The sequence below is a fragment of the Pseudomonas sp. THAF187a genome (assembly GCF_009363395.1).
GTDB classification, from domain to species: domain Bacteria; phylum Pseudomonadota; class Gammaproteobacteria; order Pseudomonadales; family Pseudomonadaceae; genus Aquipseudomonas; species Aquipseudomonas khazarica.
In genome coordinates this window covers 733,989-759,450 of sequence record NZ_CP045349.1, presented here as the reverse complement: position 1 = coordinate 759,450, position 25,462 = coordinate 733,989, and the positions used below count along the sequence as shown (strand labels likewise).

Genomic DNA, 25,462 nt, shown 5'->3' with positions numbered 1-25,462 from the left:
TTTCACCCACCCTACGGCACAGGTGATTGCCCCGCCTGACGAACGCCAGTAGGGCGGGTGCAACCCGCCGCTTCACTCACCGGCGCCCAGATCGTCGGTCCTGGTATCCCCGGCCCAATCGATGGGGTAGACGCCCCTGTTCACCCAACGGTGAAACGACGACCAGGGCCAGTCGCGCACCCGCGTCACCAGCCCATGCTTGAGCGGGTTGCCATGCAGGTAGTCGAAGTGCCGCCCGTAGTCGTGCTCATCGCGAATCAGGTGCTCCCAGAAGCGCTGCTGCCACAGCGTGCCCTGCCCCTTCAGCCGGCGCCGCTCGCTCATCAGGTCGTCACGCAGGTGAGCGCGGCCACAGGCATGGGTGACATGTCGCTTGATCAGCCGCCAGCGATTGGAGAAGTCCTTGTCATCGGGTGGCAGGCGCCAGATGGCATGCAGGTGATCAGGCAGCAATACCCAGGCGTCGATGGCGAAAGGTCGAGTGAGGCGCACCGTCTCGATGGCCGCGCGCAGGGCCTGGCGAACATCGGGATGGGTGAGGATGGGCTGGCGTCGTTCGCTGACCAGCGTGAAGAAATAGCAGCCACCGGAAACGGCGGCACGTCGATAATCGGGCATGGCAACATCCTTGTTGCGGATCTGGCTGTGGCGGGTTTCACCCGCCCTACGGATGAGCTGCAGGGCGGGGGCGACCTGTCCGGCGGGCCGATTCAGGAGGCCTGTTTCATCTCGTCGTAGGCGTTCAGGTAATCACCTGCCAGTTGCTCCTTCTGCCGTTCGCGCAGCAGCTTGCCGGCCATCTGGAAGAAGGTGCGCTCCTCTTCCCGGAGGTGATGTTCGACCTTGTCCGCCAGGGCCTTGGCCTGTGCCAGCCAGCTCGGGCTGCTGGGGTCGGTCGCCTCCAGGTCCTCGATCATTTCATCCATCTGGTGATGCTCGGCAATCGCATGGCGCGACAGGTCGACGCCGGCATCCTGCTGCATCAGGGGAATGTAGAAATGGCGTTCCTCGGCCACCGAATGCACGGCCAGCTCCTGCTTGAGCTGGGCGAACAGGGCGTGGCGTTCGGAGCTGTCCCCGTGGGTGGCGACCAGCTTCTGCGCAAGCTCGCGCTGAAGGTCATGGCTGAGTCGCAGCGCTTCGAAAATCGTCATGCAGGCACCTCTTCCTGAGTGATGGTCGTAGTAGAACTAGACCCTCGACGCGCCGAGAGGTGCCGCATTCGTTCAACGCAGCTGGCTATCCTTGCTGCCGCGCCGGTTGTAGCCGGTGAACGCGGCGTTCTCGCGGTCATGCTCGGCCTGGCACGTCACGCACAGGCGCACGCCGGGAATCGCCTGGCGGCGCGCTTCGGGAATGAGCGCGTCGCACGCCTCGCAATGACGCAGGCTCTCGCCTTTCGGCAGCTGGCTACGGGCACGCGCAACGGCGTCCTCGATGCTGCTGTCGATCTGCTCCTGTACCGCGTCGTCGTTCGCCCAGCCACTGGCCATGCTCAGCCTCCTGTAGTTCACCGCACAGATATGCGCCCGGTGAACCCGAAGTGCAAGCGCAGCCCATCGGCGGGGCTACTCGCGGACTTCCATGAACTCCTTGGCCCAGACGATGTAGTCCTCGGGCATGGTGTACTTGTGCGTCAGCTCGGTGGCGTTGAGGTCGCAAGGCTGGGCACCGCGCTGCTCGCGCAGGCAGTCGTAGGTGGCCTTGATCGCGGCGAAGTAGGCAGCGTGGCCGTTGACCACGATACGTACGCCCAGGCGCGCCAGGCGCTGGTTGTCACGCAGCTCCGGATTGCCGTAGGTGACCAGCATCAGCGGCACCTTGAGGCCCGCGGCGATCTGCTCCAGATGGGCGAAGTCCTTCACGCCCACCAGGCAGATGCCGTCGGCGCCAGCGGCTTCGTAGGCGCGGGTACGGCGGATCACCTCGTCCACCTCCAGTACGCCGGCGTGGGTCCGGGCGATGATCGCCAGGTCCGGATCGACACGCGCCTCGAGCGCCGCGAGGATCTTGCCGACCCCTTCCTCGATAGAGATCAGGTCGGTGGACTTGCGTCCGAACTGGGCCGGCAGCAGGGTGTCCTCGATGGTCAGCGCGGCGACGCCGGCGCGTTCCAGCTCGACCACCGTACGCATGACGTTGAGCGCATTGCCGTAGCCGTGGTCGGCGTCGGCGATCACCGGCAGGCGCGACACGCGACCGATGCGCGCGGCCTGCTCGACGAACTCGCTGAGGGTGATCAGCGCGAAGTCCGGGGCGCCCAGCACCTGAAGCGAGGCGACGGAGCCGCCGAGGATGCCGACCTCGAAATCGAGGTCGGCGGCGATGCGGGCGGACATGGGATCGAAGACCGAGGCGGTGTGGTAGCAGCGGTCGGAAGCCAGCAGGGCACGAAAGGCGCTGCGTAACTCATGATGGGATGCACGTTGCAGGATGGGCATGGGGCGTATTCCAAAGTCGGTTGAATCGCTTTTTTCTCTTTTTAGTAATGGCGTAGACGTGACGAATGCTAGCGCAAGGCACTTGCTGCCAGCTTTCAACCAGGCCCGCCTGGCCAATGACCAGCAAATTACCGGCCAGCCAGCTCCGCCGGCAGCGTCGGGAAGAAGCCTCCGCCGGTCAGCAGCCCGTAGGCCATCCAGCCGGCGACGCCGAGGTAGAACAGACGCGGCAGCCAGGTCGCCAGCATCTGCTGCTGCGAAGCCAGCTGCTGCGCCTGCATGCGCGCGAACCGCAGCAGCGCCTCTCCCGGCCGACCTGTCGCCTCGCCCGTGTTGAGCACGCCGATCAGCATCGATTTGCCGGCGAAGGACAGGCCATCGAAGGCGCGCACCAGCGACTGCCCCGCCGCGACGCGAGGTGCCAGGCTGGCGAAATCCCGCCGCAAGCGCGGGTTGCTCACGGCGTTGCAGGCACGTGGCAAGGCATCGAGCGCCGGCATCCCCGCCTCCAGCAACAAGCCGAGGCTGTCGCAGAAATTGCGGATATCCGCCCGGCGCAGCAGGCTGCCGAGCACCGGCAGCGCCAGCAGCAGGTCGTCGAGCGGGCCAGGGCGTTCCGCGCGACGGCGCTGCAGACGTTGCCACGCCAGGCGCACGACGAACAGCACGGCCAGCAGCCAGAGCAACGGCAGCAGCACGGCCAGCAGGTAGCCGCCGACACCCAGGCTGCCGGCGACCAGTGCCGGCAGGGGTTTGACCAGCAGTGCCAGCAACAGCACACCCGCCGGCATCAACAGGCGGGAACGCAGCTCTCCAGCCTGGCGCGCCTGTTCCCCGTAGCGCTGCGCCAGCTGCTGGTGGATATGCGCCAGCGCGCCCGCCTCCTGGGCTGCCCGCAGCAGGCTGCTTTCCAATGGCGTGAACACGCCACTCAGCTGGCCGGAACTCGCCAGGTCACGGCCTGCGCCGACCATCTGGCGCAGGCGCTGCAGCGCCGGCTCGTGCCGCGGCCCCAGGTTCAGGCTGGCCAGCGCTCGATCGACGGGTACCCCAGCCTGCTCCATGGCATGCAGGTGCGCGAACAACTCGGCGCGGCGGGACAGGGCAAGCGGGGGAAGACGACGCGGCATGATCGGACTCGCTACGGATTGCAGCGCTCAGGTTAACCAGTCGAGACAGCGCTCGCTACGGTTCGACCGGCGGCATCGGTGCATGCGGCAGCCAGCGTTGGAGAATGGCGGCGAGACTGCCATCCTCGTGCATCTGCCGCAGCGCACGCTGCCAGCGCGCCACGCGCACCACCGAGGTCTGCGGCGAGAAGGCGATGTAGTAGGCCGAACGCATGAACGGCACATGGGCGGTGACGTCCTGCGGCTTCAGGTCGACGGTGGCCAGCTCGCCAGCCAGGGTCAGGTCCTCGGTGGCGATCAGCTTGACCCGCCCATGCTTGAGCATGGTCATCATCTGCTTCGGCGTGGACACCCCGTAGAGGTTGTCGAAACCACGCGCGCTGAGCGTCTCGAAGGTGTACCACTGCTTGGGCAGGGCGAGCGGCCCGCTCGCGGCGGCCTGCTGCAGGTCGTCGATGACCAGGTTGCGCGACCTGAGCGAGTAGAAGCTGGTCGTCCCGACCACGATGGGGCCGACCCAGAGAAACTTGCCCTCACGTTCCGGGGTGCGCACGGTGGAGAACAGGGCGATGTCCGCCTGCTGCTGGGCGAGGTAGAAGGCGCGGGTCCAGGGCATCAGTTCGATCTTTCCGCTGTCGCCGGTGCGCGCCAGCAGGGCCCGGACCACCTCGACGGAGAAGCCGCTGACCTCGCCGTCGCGCATGAAGCTCATGGGCGGGGTGTCTTCGGTGAGCAGCTGCAACTCCGCCAGCGCAGGGCTGCACAGCATCGCCAGGCAAACGCACAACAGCCACCTCACCAGCTTCATTCCTCCCTCCCGCCTGCGGCCGGGCACTCAGCGCCGCACATCACTCGACACTCAGCAGGTCGGCCAGGGCCTGCTCATCGGCCTCGGGAAACCAGTGTCGATAGATGCGCTCCAGACTACCGTCATGCCGCATTTCCTGCAGCGCCCGCTGCCAACGTGCGACACGGGCAGCCTGGGTGCGCCGGGAAAAGGCGATGTAGGAGTCGTTGGCCATCAGATCGAACTGTTCCTGCAACTGGCAGGGCCTCATGCCCTGCTCGGCGAGCATGCCATTGAGCGTCAGGTTGTTGGCCAGCAGCAGCTTGACCCGGCCATGGCGGAACATGCGCAGCATGTCCTGGGGGGTCGACACACCGTACAGGTTGTCCAGTTTCTGCTCGGCCAGCAGCTCGTAGCTGTACCAGCGCTTGGGCACCGCCACGGTGCCGAGGCGACGCACATCGTCGAGGTTGGCGACCCGCAGCCCGGCCTCCTTGAGCGTGTAGAAGCGCGTATGACCGTGGGCGATCGGCCCGACCCACTGGAAGTCGGCCTCTCGCTGGGCCGTGCGGACGGTGGAGAAGATCGCTGCGTTCGCCTGCTGGCGAACCCGGTGGTAGCCACGCGTCCAGGGCACCAACTCGATACGCGCCGGCTCGCCGGTACGGCGGATCAGTTCCTCGACCACCGCCACGGCCATGCCGCTCGGCTTGCCATCTTCGAGATAGCTGAAGGGTCGATAGTCCTCGGTATAGAGCTGCAGCTCGGCGGCAGACAGGCAGGTGCAGACACTGCAGAGCAGCGTCACGACACAGGCCTTGAACGTCGAATTCATTGCACACCACCGTCTGGATCGGGCCCTGCAGCGATTTCAGGGCGATCGGTCAGGCGATGATAAACACCCGTCCCCGCTCTCACCAAGAACCTCCTGGCGCGGTCGCCGTCATCACCCGCGGCTCCAGCAACAGTTGCAGCGGCGTGGCCGCGCGCTCACCGCTGAGCGCGCGCTGCACCAGGCGCACCGCGTGATCCCCCATGGCCTGCGGCTGCTGCAACAGCAGCGCCTGGAGCTGCCCGTCGTGCAGGGCATCGAACAACAGCTCGCCACCGTCGAAGCCGACGAAGGCCACCTGGCCCGCCCTGCCCATCTGCCGCAATGCCGCCAGGGCCGCACGGGTGCTGCTGCCGTTGGGGCTGAACAGGCCATCCAGCTCCGGCAGCATGCGCGTCAGCGCCGCGACCATGCGCTGTCGGTCAGCGCCCAGGTAATCATCGAAGACCACCTGCAGGCCCGCTGCATGGGCCGCCAGCAGGAAGCCGCGCTCACGCTCCTGGGTCGACTGCAACCCCGGCTGCAGGCGCAGCAGCGCCACCCGCTTGCCGGCGCCCAACTGCTCGGCCAGCTGCTGCCCAGCCAGCTGACCGGCGAGGAAGTTGTCCGTGGCGACCAGCGCATAGGCCCCTTCGCCGGCGACGCTGCGATCGACGTAGACCGTGGGGACGCCCTGCTCGCGCAGGGCGACGACACGCGCATCGATGGCCTCGCCGGCCGGCGCGATGATCAGGGCCTTGCAGCCATGCGCGAGGACGCGCTCGATCAGTTGCAGCTGCACGTCGACGCTGCCCTCGTTGGTCGGGGCTCGCGTGTAGATATCCATCTGCAGATCATCGGCGCTGCGACGTGCGCCCGCCTCCAGGTCCGTCCAGAAGGTCGAGGTGCTGGCCGGTATCAGACCGATGCAGTCGCGCGCCATGGCCATCTCCGGGAGCAGGAGGGCGGCAGTCAGCAGCAGGCAAACGAAAGAAAGGACTCTTGGCATGTTCGACTCCCAGCCATTGCCATCACTTTAGCATCAGGCGTTGACCTCATGCCCCTGTCGCGAAGCTGTCGGCTCATACTTTTTAACCTTCCAAACCGACGGTCGGACTAGCCCTGACGCCTCAGGCAAGCGATCATCCCGGTTCCGTCGCAGACTCCAGCTACCATGACCACCACCATCGACAGCCCCACCCCGACGCACAAGCCCCGCCCGTTGATCGACCTGGCCATCAGTATCCTGATCCCTTCGTTCATCCTGATGAAACTGAGCGGCGAACACCGCCTGGGGGCCGATGGCGCGCTGTTGCTCGCCCTGGCATTCCCGCTGGGCTGGGGGGCGTTCGAGCTGATCAAGTACCGCAAATTCAACTTCATCGCCCTGCTCGGTCTGATCAGCGTAGCGCTGACCGGCGGCATCGGCCTGCTGCATCTGGATACCCAGTGGCTGGCCGTGAAGGAGGCTGCCATTCCGGGCCTGATCGGCATCGCCGTGCTGGTTTCCACGCGCACGCGCTATCCGCTGATTCGCACCCTGCTGTTCAACAAGACGGTGCTCAACGTCGACAAGATCCACGAGCGCCTGGAGCAGGGCGGCCACGTCGAACACTTCGAGACCCGTCTGCTGCGCGCCACCTACTGGCTCAGCGGCACCTTCTTCTTCTCCTCGTTCATGAACTACGTGCTGGCCAAGTGGATCGTCACCAGCCCCGCCGGCACCGAGGCCTTCAATGACGAACTGGGACGCATGACACTGCTCAGCTACCCGATGATCGCCATTCCCTCGATGATCATGCTGATGGCCATCTTCTACTACCTGTGGAAAACCATTCATGGCCTGACCGGGCTGAGCCTGGAAGACATCATGGCCAACACCGGCCAGGAGTCGTAAGCCCAGGAGCAGGCTGGCCCGTGCGCCGGCCTTGCTGAGCATGCTCGGTCTCTCCGCCTACCCGGCCCTGTTCCTCTCCGCTCTCGGTGCGGCGACGCTGTTGCCGCTTCAGTCCGAGGCGGTTCTGGTCGCCCTGCTGCTGGCGGGCGAGCATCCTGCCTGGGCCCTGCTGCTGGTGGCGACGCTGGGCAACGTGCTGGGCTCATGGATCAACTGGCTGCTGGGGCGCTCCATCGAGCACTATCGGCACCGGCGCTGGTTCCCGGTCAGCCCGGCCCGCCTGCAGCAGGCTCAGGCCTGGTACGCGCGCTATGGGCGCTGGTCGCTGCTGCTGAGCTGGATGCCGGTGATCGGCGACCCGCTGACCCTGGTCGCAGGCGTGATGCGTGAACGCCTGTGGACCTTCCTGATCATCGTCACACTGGCCAAGGCAGGCCGCTACATGGTGCTGGCAGCGCTCACCCTGGCCTGGCCATGAGCGCTGCCACAGCGGCCGGGCGCTCTGCCCGCTTGCCAGTTGAGTGCACAGGGCCGCTCGCCGATACTGCGCAGCGCGCCATGCCGTCACGGCCCGACCGTTACGGCAGCCATACGGCCCCTGGGTCGACCAACAGCAGCCTCGAACGAGGCATGCGGCCCTCACCCGGGGCCTAGCGAACGAGGAATACTGGTGTCCGTCGTAGAAGCCAAACCCAAGCTGAAACGCAGCGATCTGATCTGGACCCTGATCGGACTCTGCGCCGTGGTGTTGTCTGGTGTCCTGCTCTACCGCGAACTGCGCACCATTTCCCTGGACGAGATCAAGGGCAGCCTCGACGCGATTTCCCACCTGAACTGGGCACTGGCCGCCGTGGCCACCCTGGGCGCCTACTGGGCACTGGCCTGGTATGACCGCATCGCCGTCGCGCACCTGGGCAAGCAGATTCCCTGGCGCTTCATCACCCTGTGCTCCTTCACCACCTATGCGCTGGCCCACAACATCGGCGCCTCGGTGTTCTCCGGCGCGGTGGTGCGTTATCGCGCCTACAGCAGCAAGGGCCTGACACCCCAGGAAATCGGCGTGCTCATCGTCTTCTGCTCCTTCACCTTCGTGCTGGGCACACTGCTCGCCAGTGGCTGCGTACTGATCGCGCAACCCGAACTCATTCACCGCGTCGCCAGGATCACGCCGCTGGTGTCGGTGATCATCGGCAGTCTGCTGCTGGGCGTGGTCGCTCTCTACCTGCTCGGCTCCTGGCGCCAGTTCAAGCCCTGGACGCTGGGCAAGGTGCATGTCGAATATCCGCGTCTGCGCATCGTCAGCCGCCAGTTGCTGGCCGGCCCGCTGGAGCTGCTCTGCGCGGCGGCGATCATCTACTTCGCCCTGCCGGCGGACAACCACCCGGGCTATCTGGTGGTGCTAGGCGTGTTCCTCGCCTCCTTCTCCCTGGCCCTGCTGTCCCATGCCCCCGGCGGACTCGGCGTACTGGAAGTGACCTTCCTCGCCGCACTGCCGGAGATCCCCGCTGCCGACGTGCTGGCGGCGCTGATCGTGTTCCGCGTCTTCTACCTGCTGCTGCCGTTCGCCCTGTCGCTGCTGGTGGTGCTGGGCTTCGAATGGACGCAGTGGCAAGAGCGGCGCAAGGCAAGCTGATCGCCGACTCGCCGCATCGGCGAGGCTGACATAGAATACGCGGCCGTTTTTCAGGCCCGCCGTCGCGGCGGCTGCCTTCCGGGTCGTCGCGATGCGGCGTCATACCTCTTCCCGGTCACTTTCAGGCTCTGCGTTCCATGTCCTTCTCTACCCCCGCCCGCGCCTGCGGCATCGACTTCGGCACTTCCAACTCCACCGTCGGCTGGCTGCGTCCCGGCCAGGACAGCCTGCTGGCCCTGGAAGACGGCAAGATCACCCTGCCCTCGGTCATCTTCTTCAACACCGAAGAACGCCGCCCGGTCTATGGCCGCCTGGCCCTGCACGAATACCTCGAAGGCTATGAAGGCCGCCTGATGCGCTCGCTGAAGAGCCTGCTGGGCTCCAAGCTGCTGAAAAGCGAAACCACCGTGCTGGGCAGCGCCCTGCCGTTCAAGGACCTGCTCGGTTTCTTCATCGGCGAACTGAAGGCACGCGCCGAGGCCCAGGCCGAGCGCCCCTTCGAGGAGGTGGTGCTGGGTCGCCCGGTGTTCTTCGTCGACGACGACCCGGCCGCCGACCAGGAGGCGCAGAACACCCTGGTGGCAGTGGCGCACAAGCTCGGTTTCAAGGAGGTGTCGTTCCAGTACGAGCCGATCGCTGCGGCGTTCGACTACGAGTCGAACCTGGCGCGTGAGGAGCTGGTGCTGATCGTCGACATCGGCGGTGGTACCTCCGACTTCTCCCTGGTCCGTCTGGCACCGGAGCGCCATCAGCTGGCCGAGCGTCAGGCCGACATCCTCGCCACCGGCGGCGTGCACATCGGCGGTACCGACTTCGACAAGCAACTGTCGCTGGCCGGGGTGATGCCGCTGTTCGGCTATGGCAGCCGGATGAAGAGCGATGCCTTCATGCCGACCAGCTACCACCTCAACCTGGCCACCTGGCACACCATCAACGCCCTGTACGCGCAGAAGACCCAGCTGGCGCTGCAGAACATGCGCTACGACATCGTCGACGCCACCGGCATCGATCGCCTGTTCGGCCTGATCGAGCAGCGCGCCGGACACTGGCTGGCGATGCAGGTGGAAGAGAGCAAGATCGCCCTCAGCGAAGAGGACTCGCGCCCCATCGACCTGTCGCGCGTCGAGCCGGGCCTGGTCGCCGAGCTGACCCGTGCGCTGTTCGAAAGCGCCATCGAACCGCTGCTCGAACGCATCCGCGCCAGCCTCACGCAGTTGCTGGCCGATGCCGGCGTCAGTGCCGACCAGGTCGACACGCTGTTCTTCACCGGTGGTTCCAGCGGTGTGCCGGCCCTGCGCCAGAGCGTGGCGGCGATGCTGCCCAACGCGCGCAGCGTGGAGGGCAACACCTTCGGCAGCATCGGCAGCGGACTGGCCATCGAGGCCAAGAAGCGCTATGGCTAGGGCGACCGCCCTGTTCGGCCACGCCTCGCGGAACAGGCTCTGGGTTATGCTTGCCGCCCAATCGAACGACCAAGGAATCACCTGATGAAAGCCCAGCTGGAAGAACTGATCGGCAAGATAAGCTCCGGCTGCCTGGCCGAGGACGAGATCGTCCGCATCGCCGACGAGGCCACGCAGGCCTATGCCGACCCGGCCGCCTTTCTCGCGGCCAACCCGGACATCAACTACGACGACGAATTTCCCATCCCGCTGGGCGAGTGGGTAGTGGTCGGCAGCCTGCCGGACACCGTGCTGTTCCAGGCTGACAGCTACGAAGAGCTGTTCCAGCGCATCACCGAGTCGTTCGGCCCGCAGGTGCAGTTCGTGCTCAAGGCCAAGCAACTGGCCAAGACCGAGCCGCTCAAGGCGCTCAACCGCATCCAGGTGCAGCTCTCCGCCCTGTCGCCGGAAACCGGTGGCTACGTGCTGGTGGATTTCAGCGAACCGCTGGATGACGAGCTGCAGGCCGTGCTGGTGTACGCCAACGACCTGCCCAGGGTGATGGCGCTGGCCGTGGAGGCAGGCATCTACGCCGCCCCTGCCCTGCAAGCCCTGCAGGCCGCACAGCAGCAGGAATGAACGGCGCACCGCTGCCCGCACTGACGCCCGAACTGCTGGTCAGCGACCTGCCGGGCAGTCTGGCGTTCTACCTGCAGACGCTGGGTTTCCGCCTGCTCTTCGAGCGCCCGGAGGCCGGCTTCGCCGCCATCGCCCTGGGCGAGGCGGCGCTGATGCTGGAGCAGATCGACCCGGATGCGCCGCAGGACGATCCGTGGACGGTAAGGCCGCTCGATCGCCCCCTGGGGCGCGGCATCAACTTGCAGATCAGCGTCAGCGACCTGCAGCCGCTGCAGCAGAGGCTGCTTGAACACGGCGTCCCCCTGCGCCTGCCCGCAGAAACCCTGAGCTACCGCGTCGACGATCATCGGCTCAGCGTGCGCCAGCTGATGATTCAGGATCCGGACGGCTACCTGCTGCGGTTCAGCCAGGTGCTCGGCACCTCCCCGCTCTAGCGCACTCAGCCGTTGGCGCCGGGCGCGTCCTGTGCGCCGAGCTTGCTTTCCAGCAGCTGGTTGAAGGCCTCGACGGTCAACGGCGGGTAGTAGAAATAACCCTGGACCTCGTCGATGCCCTCGGCCTCCACCAGGGTCAGCTGCGCGGCAGTCTCGACCCCTTCGGCCGTGGTCTGCAGCGACAGCGCCCGGCACAGCCCGGCGATGGACGAGAGCAGCGCGCGCCCGCGTGGCGACTGTTCGAGGTCCGAGATGAAACTGCGGTCGATCTTGACCCGGTCCAGCGGCAGGTCCTTGAGGTAGCCGAGGGATGAATAGCCGGTGCCGAAGTCATCGAGCGCGATGCGGAAGCCCGCGTCACGCAACGCCTGCAGGCGCGCCCTGGCGAAGTCGGCATCCGCCAGCAGGATGGACTCGGTGACCTCCAGTTCCAGCGCAGCGGGCGAGGCGCTACTGCGTTGCATGCTCTCGCAGAGTACCGGCAGCAGCGCCTCGTCATGCAACTGCCGCGCGGACAGGTTGATCGCCAGCGTCAGCGGCCAGCCGCGCGCATGCCAGTCATCGAGCAGCGTCGCCGCCTCGCGCACCAGCCAGTGGCCGATCGGGACGATCAGCCCCAGTTCCTCGGCGATGGGAATGAACACATCCGGCGGCACCCGGCCAAAGGCGGCGGTGTCCCAGCGCAGCAGCGCCTCGGCGCCCACGATCTGCCGGCCGTCCATGCCGATCTTCGGCTGCAGGGCCAGGCTCAGCTCATGCTGCTCCAGGGCACTGCGCAGCAGGTTGGCGAGCTTGACGCGGTGCAGCAGCTGTTCGCTGAGTTCCGGCCGGTACAGCGCGTACTGATTACGCCCTTCACGCTTGGCCACGTACATCGCGGCATCGGCGTGACGCAACAGCTCGCCCGCCTCGTTGCCATGCTCGGGAGCCAGGGCGATGCCGATGCTGGGCGTGGCCGTGAGCACGTGGCCGGCCAGCTCCACGGGTTCGTTGAGCGCCTTGATCAGCTTGTCGGCGACCAGCACCACCTCGTCGTGGCAGTGCAGCTCCAGCAGCACGACGAATTCGTCGCCGCCCCAGCGCGCCACCAGATCGCGCTGGCGCAGGGAACGCACCAGGCGCGTGGCGACCTGCTGCAGCAGCGCATCGCCGACGTCGTGGCCGAAGGCATCGTTGACCTGCTTGAAGTCGTCCAGGTCGACGAACAGCAGTGCCAGGCAGCGATCGTCATGCTGATGCTGCAGGGCGCGCTGCAGGCGCTCCTGGAACTGCAGACGATTGGGCAGCTGGGTCAGCACGTCGAGACGCGCCAGATGGCGCAGATGATCGGCCGCCCGCCGCCGCTCGCTGATATCGCGCAGCGACAGCACCAGATGCCGCGCCTGGCGGTCACGGGCGCGCACCAGGGTGCTGCTCAGCTCGACCGGGATGCGCTGGCCATCGCGCCGCTGGCAGATCAGCTCGCCCTGCCAGTGGTCGGTGGCGAACAGGTGATCCCAGGGGCACTGCTCATCGGCATCGAGCAACAGGCGCTCCAGCTCGAGATCAGGCAGCTCGCCGGCGCCGATGCCGACCAGTTCGAGAAAGGCCGCATTGGCCTGCAGCGCATGCCTGTCACTGGCCAGCACCACGTTGGCATCACGGTTGTTGGCGAAGGCGGCGGCCAGCAGGCGCAGATGCTCCTCGGCCTCATGCTGGCGACTGATGTCCTTGCAGGTGCCGGTGATGCGCCGTGCCAGGCCATCCGCATCGCGCTCCACGGCGCGGCCCTGGGTGCGAAACCACAGCCAGCCCTGCTCGGGCTCGCGACGCATGCGAAATTCCAGATCGTAATACTCGCAACGCCCGCAGCGGTGCTCCTCCCAGGCCTGCAGCGCGTTGCCCCGGTCATCCGGGTGCAGGCGGGCGATCCAGTCCGACCAGAGCAGCGCCTCCTCGAGCGCCACGCCCGGCTCGCTGGAGAAGTGGTGCAGGCGCATCAGGTCGTCCTCGGCGTGCCACTCCCAGATCAGCTCGCCGCTGCCCCAGAGCGCCAGCTGCAGCCGGCGCTGGTTCTCCGACGCGGCCAGCGCCTGCTGCAGGTCGACGGTGGTCTGATACAGCTCCCGCGATTTATCGGTCAGCAGCCGCTCGGCCGTCTTGCGCGCTTGCCGTTCACGGTCCAGGCGGCGCTGCCAGAGTGCGTCGCTCAAGGTCGGGAAATCTCGAAGCGGGTGATGCTGAGCCCCTCGCGCGCCGGCAGGTCGACGCGCTGAACGCCATTGCGCTCGCCATAGTGCTCGATGCAGCCGCGGATGAGCCCCTCGGCCAGATCGGCCAGGCCGCGGCTGGAACGGTACTCCAGCACCAGGCAGGCCGGGGTGTGGGTCAGCGTTTCGAAAACCGGCAGCTGGGCCTGGGGATAGAGCTTGTGCACCTCGCGATGGACGTGGCCGTCGACCTGGCTGAGCAGGTCGAAACTGTCGTGGCAGTGCTCGAACATCTCGGGATACAGCTCGACGAAACGCCGGAACAGGTACTCGCCATAGTCCTGCAGCAGCGCCGGCACACTGTTGCCGGTCAGTCTGGAGAGGGTCGCCAGCAGCGCCTGCATCTCCGCATAGGGGTAATAGCCCACCGCGGTATAGGCGCCATCGTTGGCGAGCGTCGTCTGCGTCAGCATCTGGTCGGCCAGCTCGGGCGAGAAGCGCTGCTCGACCATCTCCAGAAACTCGGTGAAAACCATGCCCAGCATCATCCATCCCCACTGACGTCCATCACCACTAGAGGGTATAGATGACTGCGGCGGATGCAGCCAGCCGAGCGCCTGGCGACGCTGGCCGGCAGGCCCGGCTGCTTTGCCTAGAAGCCCACCAGCAGCATCCACAGCGGCAGGGACAGCGCCGCCAGCAAGGTGGACAGGGAAATCGCCGCGCTGACGCTGCGACCGTCCTGCGCCGTGCGGGCGAAGGCCATCACGTTGACGCCACTGGGGCATGCTGCGAGTAAGACCAGCACGCTGCGCGCCGTGTCGTTCAGGCCGGACAACTGCCCGCTGAACCACCACACCAGTGCGGGAAACAGCAGCAGCTTAGCCAGCGCCACGCCCCAGGCCTCGGCGGTCGGGCGCAGGCGATAGCGCGACAGGCTGGCACCGAGCACGATCAGCGCGCAGGGCAAGGCAGCCTGGCCCAGCCAGGTGACCGCCCGCCACAGGCTGTCCGGCACGCTCAGGCCGGACAGGTTGAGCAAGGCGCCCAGGGCCAGGCCGATGATCATCGGGTTGGCCAGGTTCTTCAGCAGCGCCCGGGCGTCGACCCGCTCATGGCTGCCGAAGGCCGCGTAGAAACTCTGCAGGGAAAACAGCGTGAGGCTGTGGAAGACCAGGATGGCAAAGACGTAGAGCAGGCCATCGTTGCCCATCAGGCTGGCGATCAGCGGGATCCCCACCAGCACGTTGTTGGAGAACGCGGCGACCAGCCCCAGCGGCGTTGCCGTGCCCCGGCGCCAGTGCGCCAGCAGATTGACCAGGAAGAACACCAGCAACACCGGCACGTAGTAGGCCAGCAGCAATACCGGCGACAGGCCCTGCGCCAGCGGGGCCTTGGCGATGCCGGCGAACAGCAGGGTGGGCATGAACAGCTTGAAGGTGATGTTGGCCAGGCCGGCCGCCGACTCAGCGGTGAGCCACTGGCGCCAGCCCAGCAGGTAGCCGAGAACGATCAGCGCGAAGATCGGCAGAATGGCCTGTGCCGCGAGCATGCTGGAGCTGCCTCCGGAAACGACTGGAGAGGACGGATCGAGCACGACCCGCGAGGGCCGCCAAGCATACGCCTGCGCGACGACCAGCGCGATGCCCTGCGAAACCTGCGCAGCGTCTCCGCGGCGACGCCCGGAAGCACCGAGATAGAGCCCCGCAGCCAAGTATTGAGGGTATCGATGATCACTATCAGGCCAGTCAAGTTCTTATCCGCGCCCTGGTCTCCGAGAATTGACTCCGAAGCCACTTATTACTCCCTGCGGAGACATCGACATGAAAACCCAACTGACCCTCGCCGCCCTGGCCCTGAGCCTGATGACCACCAGCGTCTTTGCCGCTTCCAGCAGCGCGCCCTTCCCGCTGGTGGGTGAAGCCAAGGAAAGCCAGGTGCAGCAGCAACCCATCGAGCCCCTGGCCGAGAATGGCGCCGAGCGCACCCCAGGCATGCAACGCCTGCAACTGGCCGAAGACGGCGCCGACCGTACCCCCGGCGCCCAGCGCTTCCAGCTGGTGGAAGGCGGCTATGATCGTACCCCGGGCGGCCAACGCGTCCAGCTGGCCGAAGGCGGTTACGATCGCACCCCGGGCGGCCAACGTATGCAACTGGCCGAAGGCGGCTCCGATCGCCTGATCGAGCAGCGCGGGCATACCGCCTGAGTGCTCTGGCAACACCCCCAAGCCCGGCGCACGCCGGGCTTTTTTACGCCTGCGGATCGCTCATGGCGGCAGGTGGCAGGCGGTAGATCCAGATGCGTCGCAACACCGTGGCGAACTGTGCCCACAGGCTGCCGCAGTTGTAGTGCTGGCCGTAGCGCACACAGATCAGCCGCACCTCACGGGCAAGCTCGGCGTAGCGCCGCGCCGGCAGGTCCGGGAACAGATGGTGCTCGATCTGATGACTCAGATTGCCGGTGAGGATGTGCAGCAACGGCCCGCCGGAGAGATTGCTCGAGCCACGCAGCTGGCGCAGGTACCAGTGCCCGCGCGTCTCCCCTTCGAGCACCTCGGGCGGGAAGACCGCCGCCTGCTCGGTGAAGTGGCCGCAGAAGATCACCAGGAAGGTCCACAGGTTGCGCAGCAGGTTGGCCAGCAGGTTTCCCGTCAGCACGGCCAGGGCATTGGCGCCGAGCAGCAGCGCCAGCAGCGGGAACAGCAGGTAGTCCTTGCCCCATTGCCGCATCAGCTTGGTGCCGAACTGACGCGCCAGTGGGCGCACCTCCTGCGCACTGATACGCCCCTTGATCAGCTTGTCCAGGCGCAGGTGCTGAATCGCCACCGCGTACTGGAACAGCAACGCCTGGAGGGTCACCCACAGCGGCTGCCAGCGGTAGAAGGGTTTCCAGCGCTGCTCGGGAAACAGGCGCACCACGCCGTAACCGACGTCATCGTCCATGCCCAGCACGTTGGTATAGGTGTGATGCACATGGTTGTGGGTGTGCCGCCAGAAGTCGGCCGGGCCGACGATATCCCACTCGTAGTGACGGCCGGCGAATTCCGGATCGTTCATCCAGTCGTACTGGCCGTGCATCACGTTATGGCCCAGCTCCATGTTCTCGAGAATCTTGCCCAACCCCAGCAGCAAGGTGCCGAGCAGCCAGGTCGGCGGGAACCAGCCGAACATCAGCAGCGCGCGACCGCTCCAGCAGCACAGGCGCACGACGCTGCGCACCCGGCGGATGTAGCGGGCGTCGGCTTCGCCCAGGTCGGCCAGGGTTCGCCGGCGCAGGGCGTCCAGCTCCTGGCCGAATGCCTCGAGTTCGGCGAGGCTCAGCTCGCGGTCCTGACGCACGCTCACAGATCGATCTCCACGTCCCCATGCGGGGCGCTGACACACAGACGAATGGGTTGATTGGGTTCAGCGAACAGTTCGCCCGTGCGCAGGTCGCGCACCGTGCCGGCCAGCAGCTGGCAGGTGCAACGGGTGCAGATGCCCTGGCGGCAACCATGCTGCGGGCGCAGGCCCGCCGCCTCGGCCTGCTCCAGCAGGCTCCGCGCGGTAAGGCCCTGTGCCTGCACGGCGCTGCGGGCGAAGGTCAGCCGCACCTCACGAGTCTCCCCCGGAGCCTGAACCGCCAGCGGACTGAAGCTTTCCGCCTGCACGCTCGCGCCTCGCCCCGCCTCGCGCCACCAGCCACAGGCCTGCTCCACGAAGCCACGCGGGCCGCAGACCAGCAGGTGCTCGCCCGGCAACGCGGCCAGCCGTTCGGCGGCAAGCCGACCACCGGCCTCGGCACTGAAGGCCCAGTGCACCCGGAAATTGCCATGCCGCTCGGCCAGTGCCTGCAGCTCACCGGCAAAGGCCTGCTGCCCCGGATGACGCACCTGGTGCCACAGCGTCAGCGGCGCCTTGAAACCACGGGCAAGGGCATCGCGCAGCAAACCCAGCAACGGCGTGATACCGCTGCCAGCGGCCAGTAGCAGTACGCCCCCCGGCTCGCCCGGCCAGACGAAATCGCCACCGGCCTGGCCCAGTTCGATCACCTCGCCGACCGCCAGGTGATCGAGCACGCGGTTGGACAGGCGCCCGCCCGGCTGACGCTTGATCGCCACCTCGACCTGCCCGTCGGACGACACCGAGGTCAGGCTGTAGCTGCGCCCGTGGCGCACGCCATCCTGCTGCAGATACAGCTGGACATGCTGACCCGCGCGCCAGCCACGTGCGTTGCCGTTGCAACGCAGGCGCAGCGCCAGCATGTCGTCGGCCACCCAGCGGCGCGCCTCGACCCGAGCGAAAACTCGGTTGAGGCGCAGCACCGGGTGCAGCAGGCGCAGGCCCAGATCGACATCCGCCTCGCGCAGCCAGCCGGACGCACAGAGCCGGCGCAGCGGCTGCAGGCAACGCGCAGCACGCCGGCTCGCGGAGAGGGAAAGCAAATCCATCGAGGACAATCCAGTGAACACCTGTTCACAAGGCTGACAGATGACCCACAATTCAGTCAACACCTGTTCACTGAATGATACCCCAGCATGGTTCGACGCTGGCGCCGCGCATTTGCTAGAGTGCGCCATCGTTCAACGAACCGACCCGCATGACGCCACGCGCCGAACAGAAGCAGCAGACCCGCCAATCCCTGATGGCCGCCGCACTGACCCTGATGGAGAGCGGGCGTGGCTTCGGCAGCCTGAGCCTGAGGGAAGTCACGCGCGTCGCCGGCATCGTGCCCACCGGCTTCTATCGCCACTTCGCCGACATGGACGAACTGGGCCTGGCGCTGGTGGCGGAAGTCGGGGAAACCTTCCGCGCGGCGATTCGCCAGGTGCGTCGGCATGAGTTCGAGATGCGCGGCATGATCGACGCCTCGGTGCGCATCTTCCTCGCCGAAGTAGCCGCCAACCATGGCCAGTTCCTCTTCCTCGCCCGCGAGCAGTACGGTGGCTCGCAGCCCGTACGCCAGGCGATCAGCGCCCTGCGCGAGCGCATCACCAACGACCTGGCGGCCGACCTCAAGCTGATGAATCGCATGCCGCATCTCGACGATGCCGCACTCGACGTGGTCTCCGACCTGGTGGTCAAGACGGTGTTCGCCACCCTGCCCGAACTGATCGACCCGCCCGCCGAAACCCTGCCGGCGCACCTCAGCGCCGAGGCCAAGATCATTCAGCAGCTGCGCTTCATCATGGTCGGCGGCAAGCACTGGCAGGGCCTGGGCAAGCCCAGCGCATGACGCGCACCAATCAGGTGCGCCAACCGGCAAAACGCACCAAATAGTTTCTGACCATACGGACAAGTTATCCACAGGCCGCAGCAATGCGCCGTCCTGCGGCACTCTGCGGCCTTGGCAAGCCACTTGCACTATTTCCGGGCACATTGCCCCGGAATAGATACCCATGCTGGTGATCCACAGTCGAATCGCGCCACAGACGAACCCTGATGCCGAACTGGAACTGACCTTCGAGGCCCGCAGCAAGAGCCGCCTGCGCTGCTTCACCACGGCTGGCGAAGAAGTCGGCCTGTTCCTCGAGCGCGGCCAGCCGGCACTGGCGGATGGCGAATGCCTGCAGGCCAGGGATGGGCGCGTGGTGCGCGTGCGCGCCAAGGCCGAACCCCTGCTGCACGTCACCTGCAGCAGCCCGTTCGAACTGATGCGCGCCGCCTACCACCTGGGCAACCGCCATGTCGCCCTGCAGCTGGGCGAAGGCTGGCTGCGCCTGCCCGATGACTACGTGCTCAAGGCCATGCTCGAACAGCTGGGCGCCAGGGTCGAGGCCGTGCAGGCACCTTACCAGCCCGAGCAGGGTGCCTACGGCGGCGGTCACCATCACTCGCATCAGGGTGACGAGGAATTCAACTACGGCCCGCGCCTGCACCAGTTCGGTGTGCGCACGTGACGCCACGCACAGCCGCCGGGACATACCCCGAGGTCTGCTCGTGAAGCCGGCCTGGGCCCTGCTGCGCCTGGCCAGCCCGCAACTGCCGATCGGTGGCTACAGCTATTCGCAGGGACTGGAATGGGCCATCGACAGCGGCCTGATCGTTGACGCCGACAGCGCCGAGCGCTGGCTGGCCGATCAGCTCATGCTCAACCTTGCGCGCTTCGAAGCGCCGCTGCTGCTGGCCCACTGCCGCGCGGCGGACGCAGCCGACTGGTCGCGCCTGCAGGCACTGGCCGAACAGCACCGTGCCAGCCGCGAAACCCGTGAACTGGCCCTGGAAAGCCGGCAGATGGGCTATTCGCTGCGGCAACTGCTCGCAGGCCTGCCCGAACTGGACGACGACGCCCGCACCTTGCTCGATACCCAGGACGAGCCCGGCCTGGCCCTGGCCTGGGCACTGGCGGCGCGCGCCTGGCACATCACCCCGGACGATGCCCTGGCCGCCTGGCTCTGGGGCTGGCTGGAAAACCAGTTGGCCGTGCTGATGAAGGTCCTGCCGCTGGGCCAGCAAGCCGCCCAGCGCCTGACCAGCCGCCTGTTGCCGCAGCTCGATGGCGCGCAGCAGCAGGCCGCCGATCTTCCCCCCGAACACTGGGGCAGCGCCGTGTTCGGCCTGGCCCTGGCGAGCATGGCGCACGAGCGCCAGTACTCGCGTCTCTTCCGCTCCTGACGAGGATTGCACACATGAACAGCCAACCCCTGCGTGTCGGTATCGGCGGCCCGGTCGGTTCCGGCAAGACCGCCCTGACCCTGGCCCTGTGCCGCGCCCTGCGCGAGCGCTACAACATCGCCGTGGTCACCAACGACATCTACACCCAGGAAGACGCCCAGTTCCTGGTGCGCAACGAGGCCCTGGAACCCGAGCGCATCATCGGCGTGGAGACCGGCGGCTGCCCCCACACCGCCATTCGCGAGGACGCCTCGATCAACCTGGAAGCCGTCGAGCAGCTCAATCGTCGCTTCCCCGGCCTCGACCTGGTCATCGTCGAGTCCGGTGGCGACAACCTGTCGGCCACCTTCAGCCCGGAACTGTCGGACCTGACCCTGTACGTGATCGACGTGTCCGCCGGCGACAAGTTGCCCCGCAAGGGCGGCCCCGGCATCTGCAAGTCCGACCTGCTGGTGATCAACAAGGTCGACCTGGCACCCATGGTCGGCGCCTCGCTGGAGGTGATGGAACGCGACACCCTGAAGATGCGCGGTGACAAGCCATTCGTCTTCAGCAACCAGAAGGTCGGTCAGGGTCTCGACGAGATCATCGCCTTCATCGAACGCCAGGGCATGCTCACGGCGGCCTGATTCCCACCTCAAGGAGAACCTCATGAATCTGCGCAAAACCGTCTACGCCATCGCCCTGTTCTGCACCCCGGCGCTGGCCTTCGCCCACCCGGGCCATGGCGAGTCCGGTCTCATGGCCGGCCTGGCACACCCGGTGTTCGGCCTCGATCACCTGCTGGCGATGTTCGCCGTCGGCCTGTGGGCCGCGCAGCAAAGCGGCGCGGCGCGCTGGCTGCTGCCGCTGACCTTCGTCGGCAGCATGCTGGTCGGCGGCCTGCTGGGCTTCGCCGGGGTGGAAATTCCCCTCATGGAGACCGGTATCGCCGGCTCGGTCCTGGCCTTCGGCCTGCTGGTGGCCGTGGCCGCACGCCTGCCGATGCTCCTGTCCGTTGGCCTCACCGCGGTGTTCGCCCTGACCCATGGCGTCGCCCACGGCCTCGAACTGCCCGACCTGGCCAGCCCTCTCGGCTACGCGACCGGCTTCATCGTCGCCACTGCCGCGCTGCATGCCATCGGCTTCGCCCTGGTGCGCTTCCTGCCGCGCGCGGCGGCTCCGCTGGTACGCATCGCCGGTGGCGCATCGGCGGCAGCCGGGGTCTGGCTGCTCGCCAGCTGAGGTTCATCCCGAGCAGAAGGGGCGTTCGCGCGTCGAGGCCAACAGGTCCGGCGCGGCCATCGCGGTGGCGCGGCGCCCCTTGCCACAACACTTGCCAACGCCCCTGCGCTGGGGCACAAAGTCCCGAACCGCTTTCGAGACTTCACCCATGCTGCGTCTCACTCGATTCCTGCTCGCCCCCCTGCTGCTGATCGGCGTCGTCATCCTGCTGCTGGCGCTGACCAGCCACCCGGCGCCCACCCCGCCCGTGCTTGCGGACCTGGGCCAGCGTCCGCTGGTCATCGCCCACCGTGGCGGCAAGGGCCTGTGGCCGGAAAACACCCTGTTCGCCTTCGAGCGAGCCGCTGCACTCGGCGTCGACATGCTGGAGATGGACCTGCAACTGAGCCAGGACGCCAAGCTGGTGGTGATGCATGACGACACGCTGGAGCGCACCACCAATGGCGAAGGCCAGGTCGCGCACTACAGCCTGGCCGAACTGCAGGCCCTGGACGCCGGCTACAACTGGACCGCCGATGGTGGCCAGAGCCATCCGTACCGTGGCCAGGGCACGCGCATCGCCGCGCTGGAAGAGGTATTCGAACGCTTCCCGCTGATCCCCAAGGTGCTCGACATCAAGGTCCCCGACGTCGGCATGGAAGCGGTGCTCTGCGAGATGCTGGCCGCCTACGACCAGCTCGACCGGGTCATCGTCGGCAGCTTTCATGAACGCAGCCTGGCGCGCTTCCGCCAGCTCTGCCCGGAGGTCGCCACGTCCGCCGGCCCGGTCTCGGTGCGCATGCTACTGGCGCTGAACTGGCTGGGCCTGAGCGACCTGCTGTCGCCCTCCTATGCCGTGCTGCAGATTCCTCCGCAGCACAGTGGTCTCGACCTGGCGACGCCACGCCTGGTGCGCAATGCACAGGCCCGTGGGCTGAACGTTCAGCTGTGGACGATCAACGAGCAGCCCGCCATGCGCCGCCTGCTGCAGATGGGCGTCAACGGCCTGATCACCGATTACCCGGACCGCGCCCTGCAGCTGCTCGGCCGTCCGACACAGCTCGGCGCGCTCCCCGGCGAGTAGCCTGGCGAGAAATTCGACACCCCCGGCAACGCCAGACAACACGCGGCCCGAGCACCCTCATGAGCAGCTTGTCCACAGCTCCATCAACAGTTTCCGGGGATAATTTTCCAGCTCGCCTGCCGGCAGTGGAAAACACTGGACAATCCGCCGCGACCATGCCGCAGAAAATGCCTGATCAGAAATTCACCAAAGCGCTGCAAGCCCCTGAATATAGGGCCTCAGGCAATGCTTACAGAAGTTATCAACAACACCACCCACAGCAGCCGTGGACAACCTCGAGCCCGCCACGCCATTCAGCGACAAACTGTCAAGCCCTTGTGTACAAAGGAAAAAACCCGCTGCTCAGATCTTGTCCGCTACCCTGCAAGCGGCGCCAGATCCGCCTGCCAGGCAAACACCACCAGCTTTTCCACAGTTATTCCCACAGCCTTGGTGGAAAACTTTATTTTCACCGGGTTGGCATGCCGGCTGCTTGCTGAGCTGGCCCTCGTTCTCCTGCCCGTTAAGGACACCTGATGTTCAGCTTCTTCCTCGCCGCCCTGCTCCTTGGCTTCGTGTTCAATGCCGCCCCGGGCGCCGTCTTCAGCGAGACCTTGCGGCGCGGCCTGCGTGACGGCTACCGACCGGCACTGCTGGTGCAGATCGGTTCGCTGGTGGGTGACGCCACCTGGGCCGCCCTCGGCCTCACCGGTCTGGCCCTGCTGCTCGACAGCGCCCAGATTCGCTACCCGCTGACCCTGGCCAGCGCGCTGTACCTGGCCTGGCTTGGCTATCAGTCGCTGCGCGACGCCCGCTGTCCGCCGCAACCCAGCGCCGACGACCAGGCGGCTGCCGGCGGTGCCTTTGCCGCAGGGGCCGCGCTGTCGCTGAGCAACCCGCAGAACATCGTCTACTGGGCCGCCATGGGTGGCGCGATGGCGGCCATCGGCGTCGCCCAGCCGACGCCGACGCACCTGGCGGTGTTCTTCAGCGGGTTCATGCTGTCGTCGCTACTCTGGTGTTTCATCTGCGCCGGCCTGGTGGACTGGTTCCGCCGCGCCGCGTCGCTGCTCTGGCATCGCCTGACCTACGCAGCCTGTGGCGTGATGCTGCTGGGCCTGGCCGGGATGAGTGCGCTGGAACTGGTCTGATCGACTATCGCCGCCATCGAAACAATCTAACGGCGCGTTGGCAGCAACGCGGCTAGCCTGACCAGCATGTCCCTGCGTCAGGAAGCCGCACCATGTCCCTCAACGACCTGTTCAAGCAGTTCCTCGCCAGCTACGCCTGCGCCACCTGCGGCATTGATACGCGCCACTGACACTTGGTCATGACGCAGCGTGCCGCTACCCTTGACGCATTTGCTCAAGGAGTCCGTGCATGTCCCTGCGTAGCGTCTGTGTCTTCTGTGGCGCCAGTCCCGGCGCCAGCCCGATCTACCGCCAGGCTGCCGAAGAGCTTGGCCAGTACCTGGCCCAGCGTGGCATCCGCCTGATCTACGGCGGCGGCGCGGTCGGCCTGATGGGCGTCGTCGCCGATGCCGCCCTGAATGCCGGTGGCGAGGTCATCGGCATCATCCCGCAGAGCCTGGAGCGTGCCGAGATCGGCCACCGTGGCCTGACCTGTCTGGAAGTGGTCGACGGCATGCACGCGCGCAAGGCACGCATGGCCGAGCTGGCGGACGCCTTCATCGCCCTTCCCGGCGGCCTGGGCACGCTGGAGGAACTGTTCGAGGTCTGGACCTGGGGCCAGCTGGGCTATCACTCCAAGCCGCTGGGCCTGCTGGAAGTGAACGGTTTCTACAGCAAGCTCGGTGACTTCCTCGATCACCTCGTCGCCGAGCGCTTCGTGCGTCCGCAACACCGCGAGATGCTGCAGATCGCCAGCAGCCCGCAGAACCTGATCGATGCGCTGGCCGAGTGGCAACCCAGCGCAGCGCCCAAGTGGGTCGATCGCTCGCCGAGCTGATTTGTTCACGTCAGGCAGGCGGGTGCGGTGCTAACCTTGGCGCCTTGTCCTTACATGGAAGCCGCAAGATGGCCGGAAGCAGCCTGCTCGCCCTGATCGATGACATCAGTGCCGTACTCGACGATGTCGCCAGCATGACCAAGGTCGCCGCGCGCAAGACCGCCGGCGTGCTGGGCGACGACCTGGCCCTCAATGCCCAGCAGGTCACCGGCGTCAGGGCGGACCGCGAGCTGCCCGTGGTGTGGGCGGTGGCCAAGGGCTCGCTGCTGAACAAGGCGATCCTGGTGCCGGCCGCGCTGCTGATCAGTGCAGTGGCGCCCTGGCTGGTGGTGCCGCTGCTGATGTTCGGCGGCCTGTTCCTCTGCTACGAGGGTGCGGAAAAACTGCTGCACAAACTGCTGCACCGCCACGAGGACGACGGCAAGCAGGCACGCCTGGAGGCCCTGGCCGATCCCGACATCGACCTGGTGGCCTTCGAGCGCGACAAGATCCGTGGCGCGGTGCGCACGGACTTCATCCTCTCCGCAGAGATCATCGCCATCACCCTGGGCACCGTGGCCAGCGCCAGCTTCGTCAATCAGCTGGCGGTGCTCAGCACCATCGCCCTGGTGATCACCCTTGGCGTCTACGGCCTGGTGGCCGGCATCGTCAAGCTGGACGACGCCGGGCTCTACCTCAGCCAACGCAGCAGCGCCTTCGCCCAGAGCCTGGGCCGCGGCCTGCTGGCCCTGGCGCCCTGGCTGATGAAGACACTCTCGGTCGTCGGCACGGCGGCGATGTTCATGGTCGGTGGCGGCATCCTCAGTCACGGCCTGCCCCCGGTCGAAGCCGCCCTGCATCACGCCGCCGAGTGGGCCGCGCAGGATGTCGGCCTGCTCTCCGCACTGCTGCCGACCCTGTTCAATGCCCTGCTGGGCATCGTCGCCGGTCTGCTCAGCGTCCCGCTGGTGGGCCTCGGTGCCCGCCTGTGGCGCGCGCTGCGTCCCTCGACGGCCGCCTGAGCCGCTCATTTTCCAGCCAGCCGACAGCCGCTCAGGGCAGCCGCTGTCGGCGCTGACTTTCCCCAAGCTTATCCACAGCTTGCTCCACACCTTCCGTGGATAAGCCCGGCGCCCCGCCCGGCACCTCGCGCGCAGCCCTGCATCGATAACTCAAGCAGTTAATTTTCAAGGTTTTTTGCCTGATTCCCGAGCCGCCGCGAACGCCTGAGCAAAAGCTGACCAGGGGCTCGAAAACGGCCAGCGACGCGCCCTGGAACGAGCCATGCAGACCTTGCCCACACAGTTATCCA

The 25,462-nt window shown here is 66.7% G+C and carries 30 protein-coding genes; 17 read left to right on the top strand and 13 right to left on the bottom strand.

Features of this window, described 5'->3' with window-relative positions:
• Nucleotides 1–72: 72 nt before the first annotated feature.
• From FIV02_RS03475 to FIV02_RS03440, 8 genes are all read right to left on the bottom strand, one after another.
• Nucleotides 73–618, bottom strand: coding sequence for a transposase (locus FIV02_RS03475; RefSeq protein WP_152487804.1), 546 nt, complete (start codon nt 616–618; stop codon nt 73–75).
• A 92-nt stretch (nt 619–710) separates the two neighbouring features.
• The gene (locus FIV02_RS03470; protein WP_152487803.1) at nt 711–1,154 is read right to left on the bottom strand and encodes a hemerythrin domain-containing protein; all 444 of its coding nucleotides are present in this window, start codon (nt 1,152–1,154) and stop codon (nt 711–713) included.
• Between the two features lie 72 nt (nt 1,155–1,226).
• Nucleotides 1,227–1,493 (bottom strand): DksA/TraR family C4-type zinc finger protein, encoded by a 267-nt coding sequence (locus tag FIV02_RS03465; RefSeq protein ID WP_037052517.1) that lies wholly within the window; start codon nt 1,491–1,493, stop codon nt 1,227–1,229.
• Between the two features lie 75 nt (nt 1,494–1,568).
• On the bottom strand, nt 1,569–2,432 hold the full coding sequence (locus tag FIV02_RS03460; RefSeq protein ID WP_037052663.1) for an oxaloacetate decarboxylase: 864 nt from the start codon (nt 2,430–2,432) through the stop codon (nt 1,569–1,571).
• Nucleotides 2,433–2,569: 137 nt separating this feature from the next.
• Nucleotides 2,570–3,571: a type II secretion system F family protein gene (locus FIV02_RS03455; RefSeq protein WP_152487802.1), complete on the bottom strand. Its 1,002-nt coding sequence runs from the start codon at nt 3,569–3,571 to the stop codon at nt 2,570–2,572.
• 55 nt (nt 3,572–3,626) lie between these two features.
• Nucleotides 3,627–4,379, bottom strand: a complete 753-nt coding sequence (locus tag FIV02_RS03450; protein ID WP_152487801.1) for an ABC transporter substrate-binding protein — start codon at nt 4,377–4,379, stop codon at nt 3,627–3,629.
• A 40-nt stretch (nt 4,380–4,419) separates the two neighbouring features.
• Complete coding sequence (locus FIV02_RS03445) at nt 4,420–5,193, bottom strand: ABC transporter substrate-binding protein (protein WP_152487800.1); 774 nt, start codon at nt 5,191–5,193, stop codon at nt 4,420–4,422.
• A gap of 79 nt (nt 5,194–5,272) precedes the next feature.
• The gene (locus FIV02_RS03440) at nt 5,273–6,178 is read right to left on the bottom strand and encodes a substrate-binding domain-containing protein (protein ID WP_152487799.1); all 906 of its coding nucleotides are present in this window, start codon (nt 6,176–6,178) and stop codon (nt 5,273–5,275) included.
• 165 nt (nt 6,179–6,343) lie between these two features.
• Here FIV02_RS03440 and FIV02_RS03435 point away from each other — a divergent pair, with 165 nt between their 5' ends.
• The 6 genes from FIV02_RS03435 (at nt 6,344) to FIV02_RS03410 (ending at nt 11,154) form a co-directional block, all read left to right on the top strand.
• A complete protein-coding gene (locus FIV02_RS03435; protein WP_152487798.1) occupies nt 6,344–7,066 on the top strand; it encodes a VC0807 family protein in 723 nt (240 codons plus the stop codon).
• Nucleotides 7,067–7,106: 40 nt separating this feature from the next.
• Nucleotides 7,107–7,544, top strand: coding sequence for a YqaA family protein (locus tag FIV02_RS03430; protein WP_037052499.1), 438 nt, complete (start codon nt 7,107–7,109; stop codon nt 7,542–7,544).
• A 192-nt stretch (nt 7,545–7,736) separates the two neighbouring features.
• A complete protein-coding gene (locus tag FIV02_RS03425; RefSeq protein WP_152487797.1) occupies nt 7,737–8,699 on the top strand; it encodes a lysylphosphatidylglycerol synthase domain-containing protein in 963 nt (320 codons plus the stop codon).
• Between the two features lie 137 nt (nt 8,700–8,836).
• Nucleotides 8,837–10,102 (top strand): Hsp70 family protein, encoded by a 1,266-nt coding sequence (locus FIV02_RS03420; RefSeq protein ID WP_152487796.1) that lies wholly within the window; start codon nt 8,837–8,839, stop codon nt 10,100–10,102.
• 84 nt (nt 10,103–10,186) lie between these two features.
• Nucleotides 10,187–10,720: a hypothetical protein gene (locus FIV02_RS03415; protein ID WP_134676003.1), complete on the top strand. Its 534-nt coding sequence runs from the start codon at nt 10,187–10,189 to the stop codon at nt 10,718–10,720.
• Entirely contained in the window at nt 10,717–11,154 is a 438-nt protein-coding gene (locus FIV02_RS03410; protein WP_152487795.1) for a VOC family protein, read from the top strand. Before FIV02_RS03415 ends, FIV02_RS03410 begins: the two co-directional genes overlap by 4 nt.
• Nucleotides 11,155–11,159: 5 nt before the next feature.
• Here the strand turns inward: FIV02_RS03410 and FIV02_RS03405 are convergent, their stop codons facing one another.
• From FIV02_RS03405 to FIV02_RS03395, 3 genes are all read right to left on the bottom strand, one after another.
• Nucleotides 11,160–13,346 (bottom strand): bifunctional diguanylate cyclase/phosphodiesterase, encoded by a 2,187-nt coding sequence (locus FIV02_RS03405; RefSeq protein WP_152487794.1) that lies wholly within the window; start codon nt 13,344–13,346, stop codon nt 11,160–11,162.
• Nucleotides 13,343–13,888 (bottom strand): heme NO-binding domain-containing protein, encoded by a 546-nt coding sequence (locus FIV02_RS03400; protein ID WP_152487793.1) that lies wholly within the window; start codon nt 13,886–13,888, stop codon nt 13,343–13,345. The genes FIV02_RS03405 and FIV02_RS03400 overlap by 4 nt, the downstream gene beginning before the upstream one ends.
• Before the next feature lie 107 nt (nt 13,889–13,995).
• A complete protein-coding gene (locus tag FIV02_RS03395) occupies nt 13,996–14,895 on the bottom strand; it encodes an AEC family transporter (protein ID WP_152487792.1) in 900 nt (299 codons plus the stop codon).
• A 271-nt stretch (nt 14,896–15,166) separates the two neighbouring features.
• Between FIV02_RS03395 and FIV02_RS03390 the strand changes: the two genes are divergently transcribed.
• Nucleotides 15,167–15,550, top strand: a complete 384-nt coding sequence (locus FIV02_RS03390; RefSeq protein ID WP_047588308.1) for a hypothetical protein — start codon at nt 15,167–15,169, stop codon at nt 15,548–15,550.
• 43 nt (nt 15,551–15,593) lie between these two features.
• Here the strand turns inward: FIV02_RS03390 and FIV02_RS03385 are convergent, their stop codons facing one another.
• Together FIV02_RS03385 and FIV02_RS03380 are read right to left on the bottom strand one after the other, a co-directional pair.
• Complete coding sequence (locus FIV02_RS03385) at nt 15,594–16,727, bottom strand: fatty acid desaturase (protein WP_172979124.1); 1,134 nt, start codon at nt 16,725–16,727, stop codon at nt 15,594–15,596.
• Complete coding sequence (locus tag FIV02_RS03380) at nt 16,685–17,773, bottom strand: ferredoxin reductase (RefSeq protein ID WP_152487790.1); 1,089 nt, start codon at nt 17,771–17,773, stop codon at nt 16,685–16,687. The genes FIV02_RS03385 and FIV02_RS03380 overlap by 43 nt, the downstream gene beginning before the upstream one ends.
• Nucleotides 17,774–17,922: 149 nt before the next feature.
• Here FIV02_RS03380 and FIV02_RS03375 point away from each other — a divergent pair, with 149 nt between their 5' ends.
• From FIV02_RS03375 to FIV02_RS03330, 10 genes are all read left to right on the top strand, one after another.
• Entirely contained in the window at nt 17,923–18,558 is a 636-nt protein-coding gene (locus FIV02_RS03375; RefSeq protein WP_037052479.1) for a TetR family transcriptional regulator, read from the top strand.
• A 163-nt stretch (nt 18,559–18,721) separates the two neighbouring features.
• Entirely contained in the window at nt 18,722–19,222 is a 501-nt protein-coding gene (gene ureE, locus FIV02_RS03370; protein ID WP_152487789.1) for an urease accessory protein UreE, read from the top strand.
• Nucleotides 19,223–19,262: 40 nt separating this feature from the next.
• Entirely contained in the window at nt 19,263–19,937 is a 675-nt protein-coding gene (locus FIV02_RS03365; protein WP_152487788.1) for an urease accessory protein UreF, read from the top strand.
• A 14-nt stretch (nt 19,938–19,951) separates the two neighbouring features.
• Nucleotides 19,952–20,566 carry an urease accessory protein UreG gene (gene ureG / locus FIV02_RS03360; RefSeq protein ID WP_037052472.1) on the top strand — a complete coding sequence of 205 codons (615 nt, stop codon included), beginning with the start codon at nt 19,952–19,954 and terminating at the stop codon, nt 20,564–20,566.
• A 22-nt stretch (nt 20,567–20,588) separates the two neighbouring features.
• Nucleotides 20,589–21,161, top strand: coding sequence for a HupE/UreJ family protein (locus FIV02_RS03355; protein ID WP_134676011.1), 573 nt, complete (start codon nt 20,589–20,591; stop codon nt 21,159–21,161).
• A gap of 148 nt (nt 21,162–21,309) precedes the next feature.
• Nucleotides 21,310–22,224: a glycerophosphodiester phosphodiesterase gene (locus tag FIV02_RS03350; RefSeq protein WP_037052467.1), complete on the top strand. Its 915-nt coding sequence runs from the start codon at nt 21,310–21,312 to the stop codon at nt 22,222–22,224.
• A 59-nt stretch (nt 22,225–22,283) separates the two neighbouring features.
• The gene (locus FIV02_RS03345; RefSeq protein WP_152487787.1) at nt 22,284–22,703 is read left to right on the top strand and encodes a hypothetical protein; all 420 of its coding nucleotides are present in this window, start codon (nt 22,284–22,286) and stop codon (nt 22,701–22,703) included.
• Nucleotides 22,704–22,739: 36 nt separating this feature from the next.
• Complete coding sequence (locus tag FIV02_RS03340) at nt 22,740–23,354, top strand: LysE family transporter (protein WP_037052456.1); 615 nt, start codon at nt 22,740–22,742, stop codon at nt 23,352–23,354.
• A 229-nt stretch (nt 23,355–23,583) separates the two neighbouring features.
• A complete protein-coding gene (locus FIV02_RS03335) occupies nt 23,584–24,171 on the top strand; it encodes a TIGR00730 family Rossman fold protein (RefSeq protein WP_037052454.1) in 588 nt (195 codons plus the stop codon).
• 68 nt (nt 24,172–24,239) lie between these two features.
• Complete coding sequence (locus FIV02_RS03330) at nt 24,240–25,172, top strand: DUF808 domain-containing protein (protein WP_037052450.1); 933 nt, start codon at nt 24,240–24,242, stop codon at nt 25,170–25,172.
• The last annotated feature ends 290 nt before the right edge of the window (nt 25,173–25,462 follow it).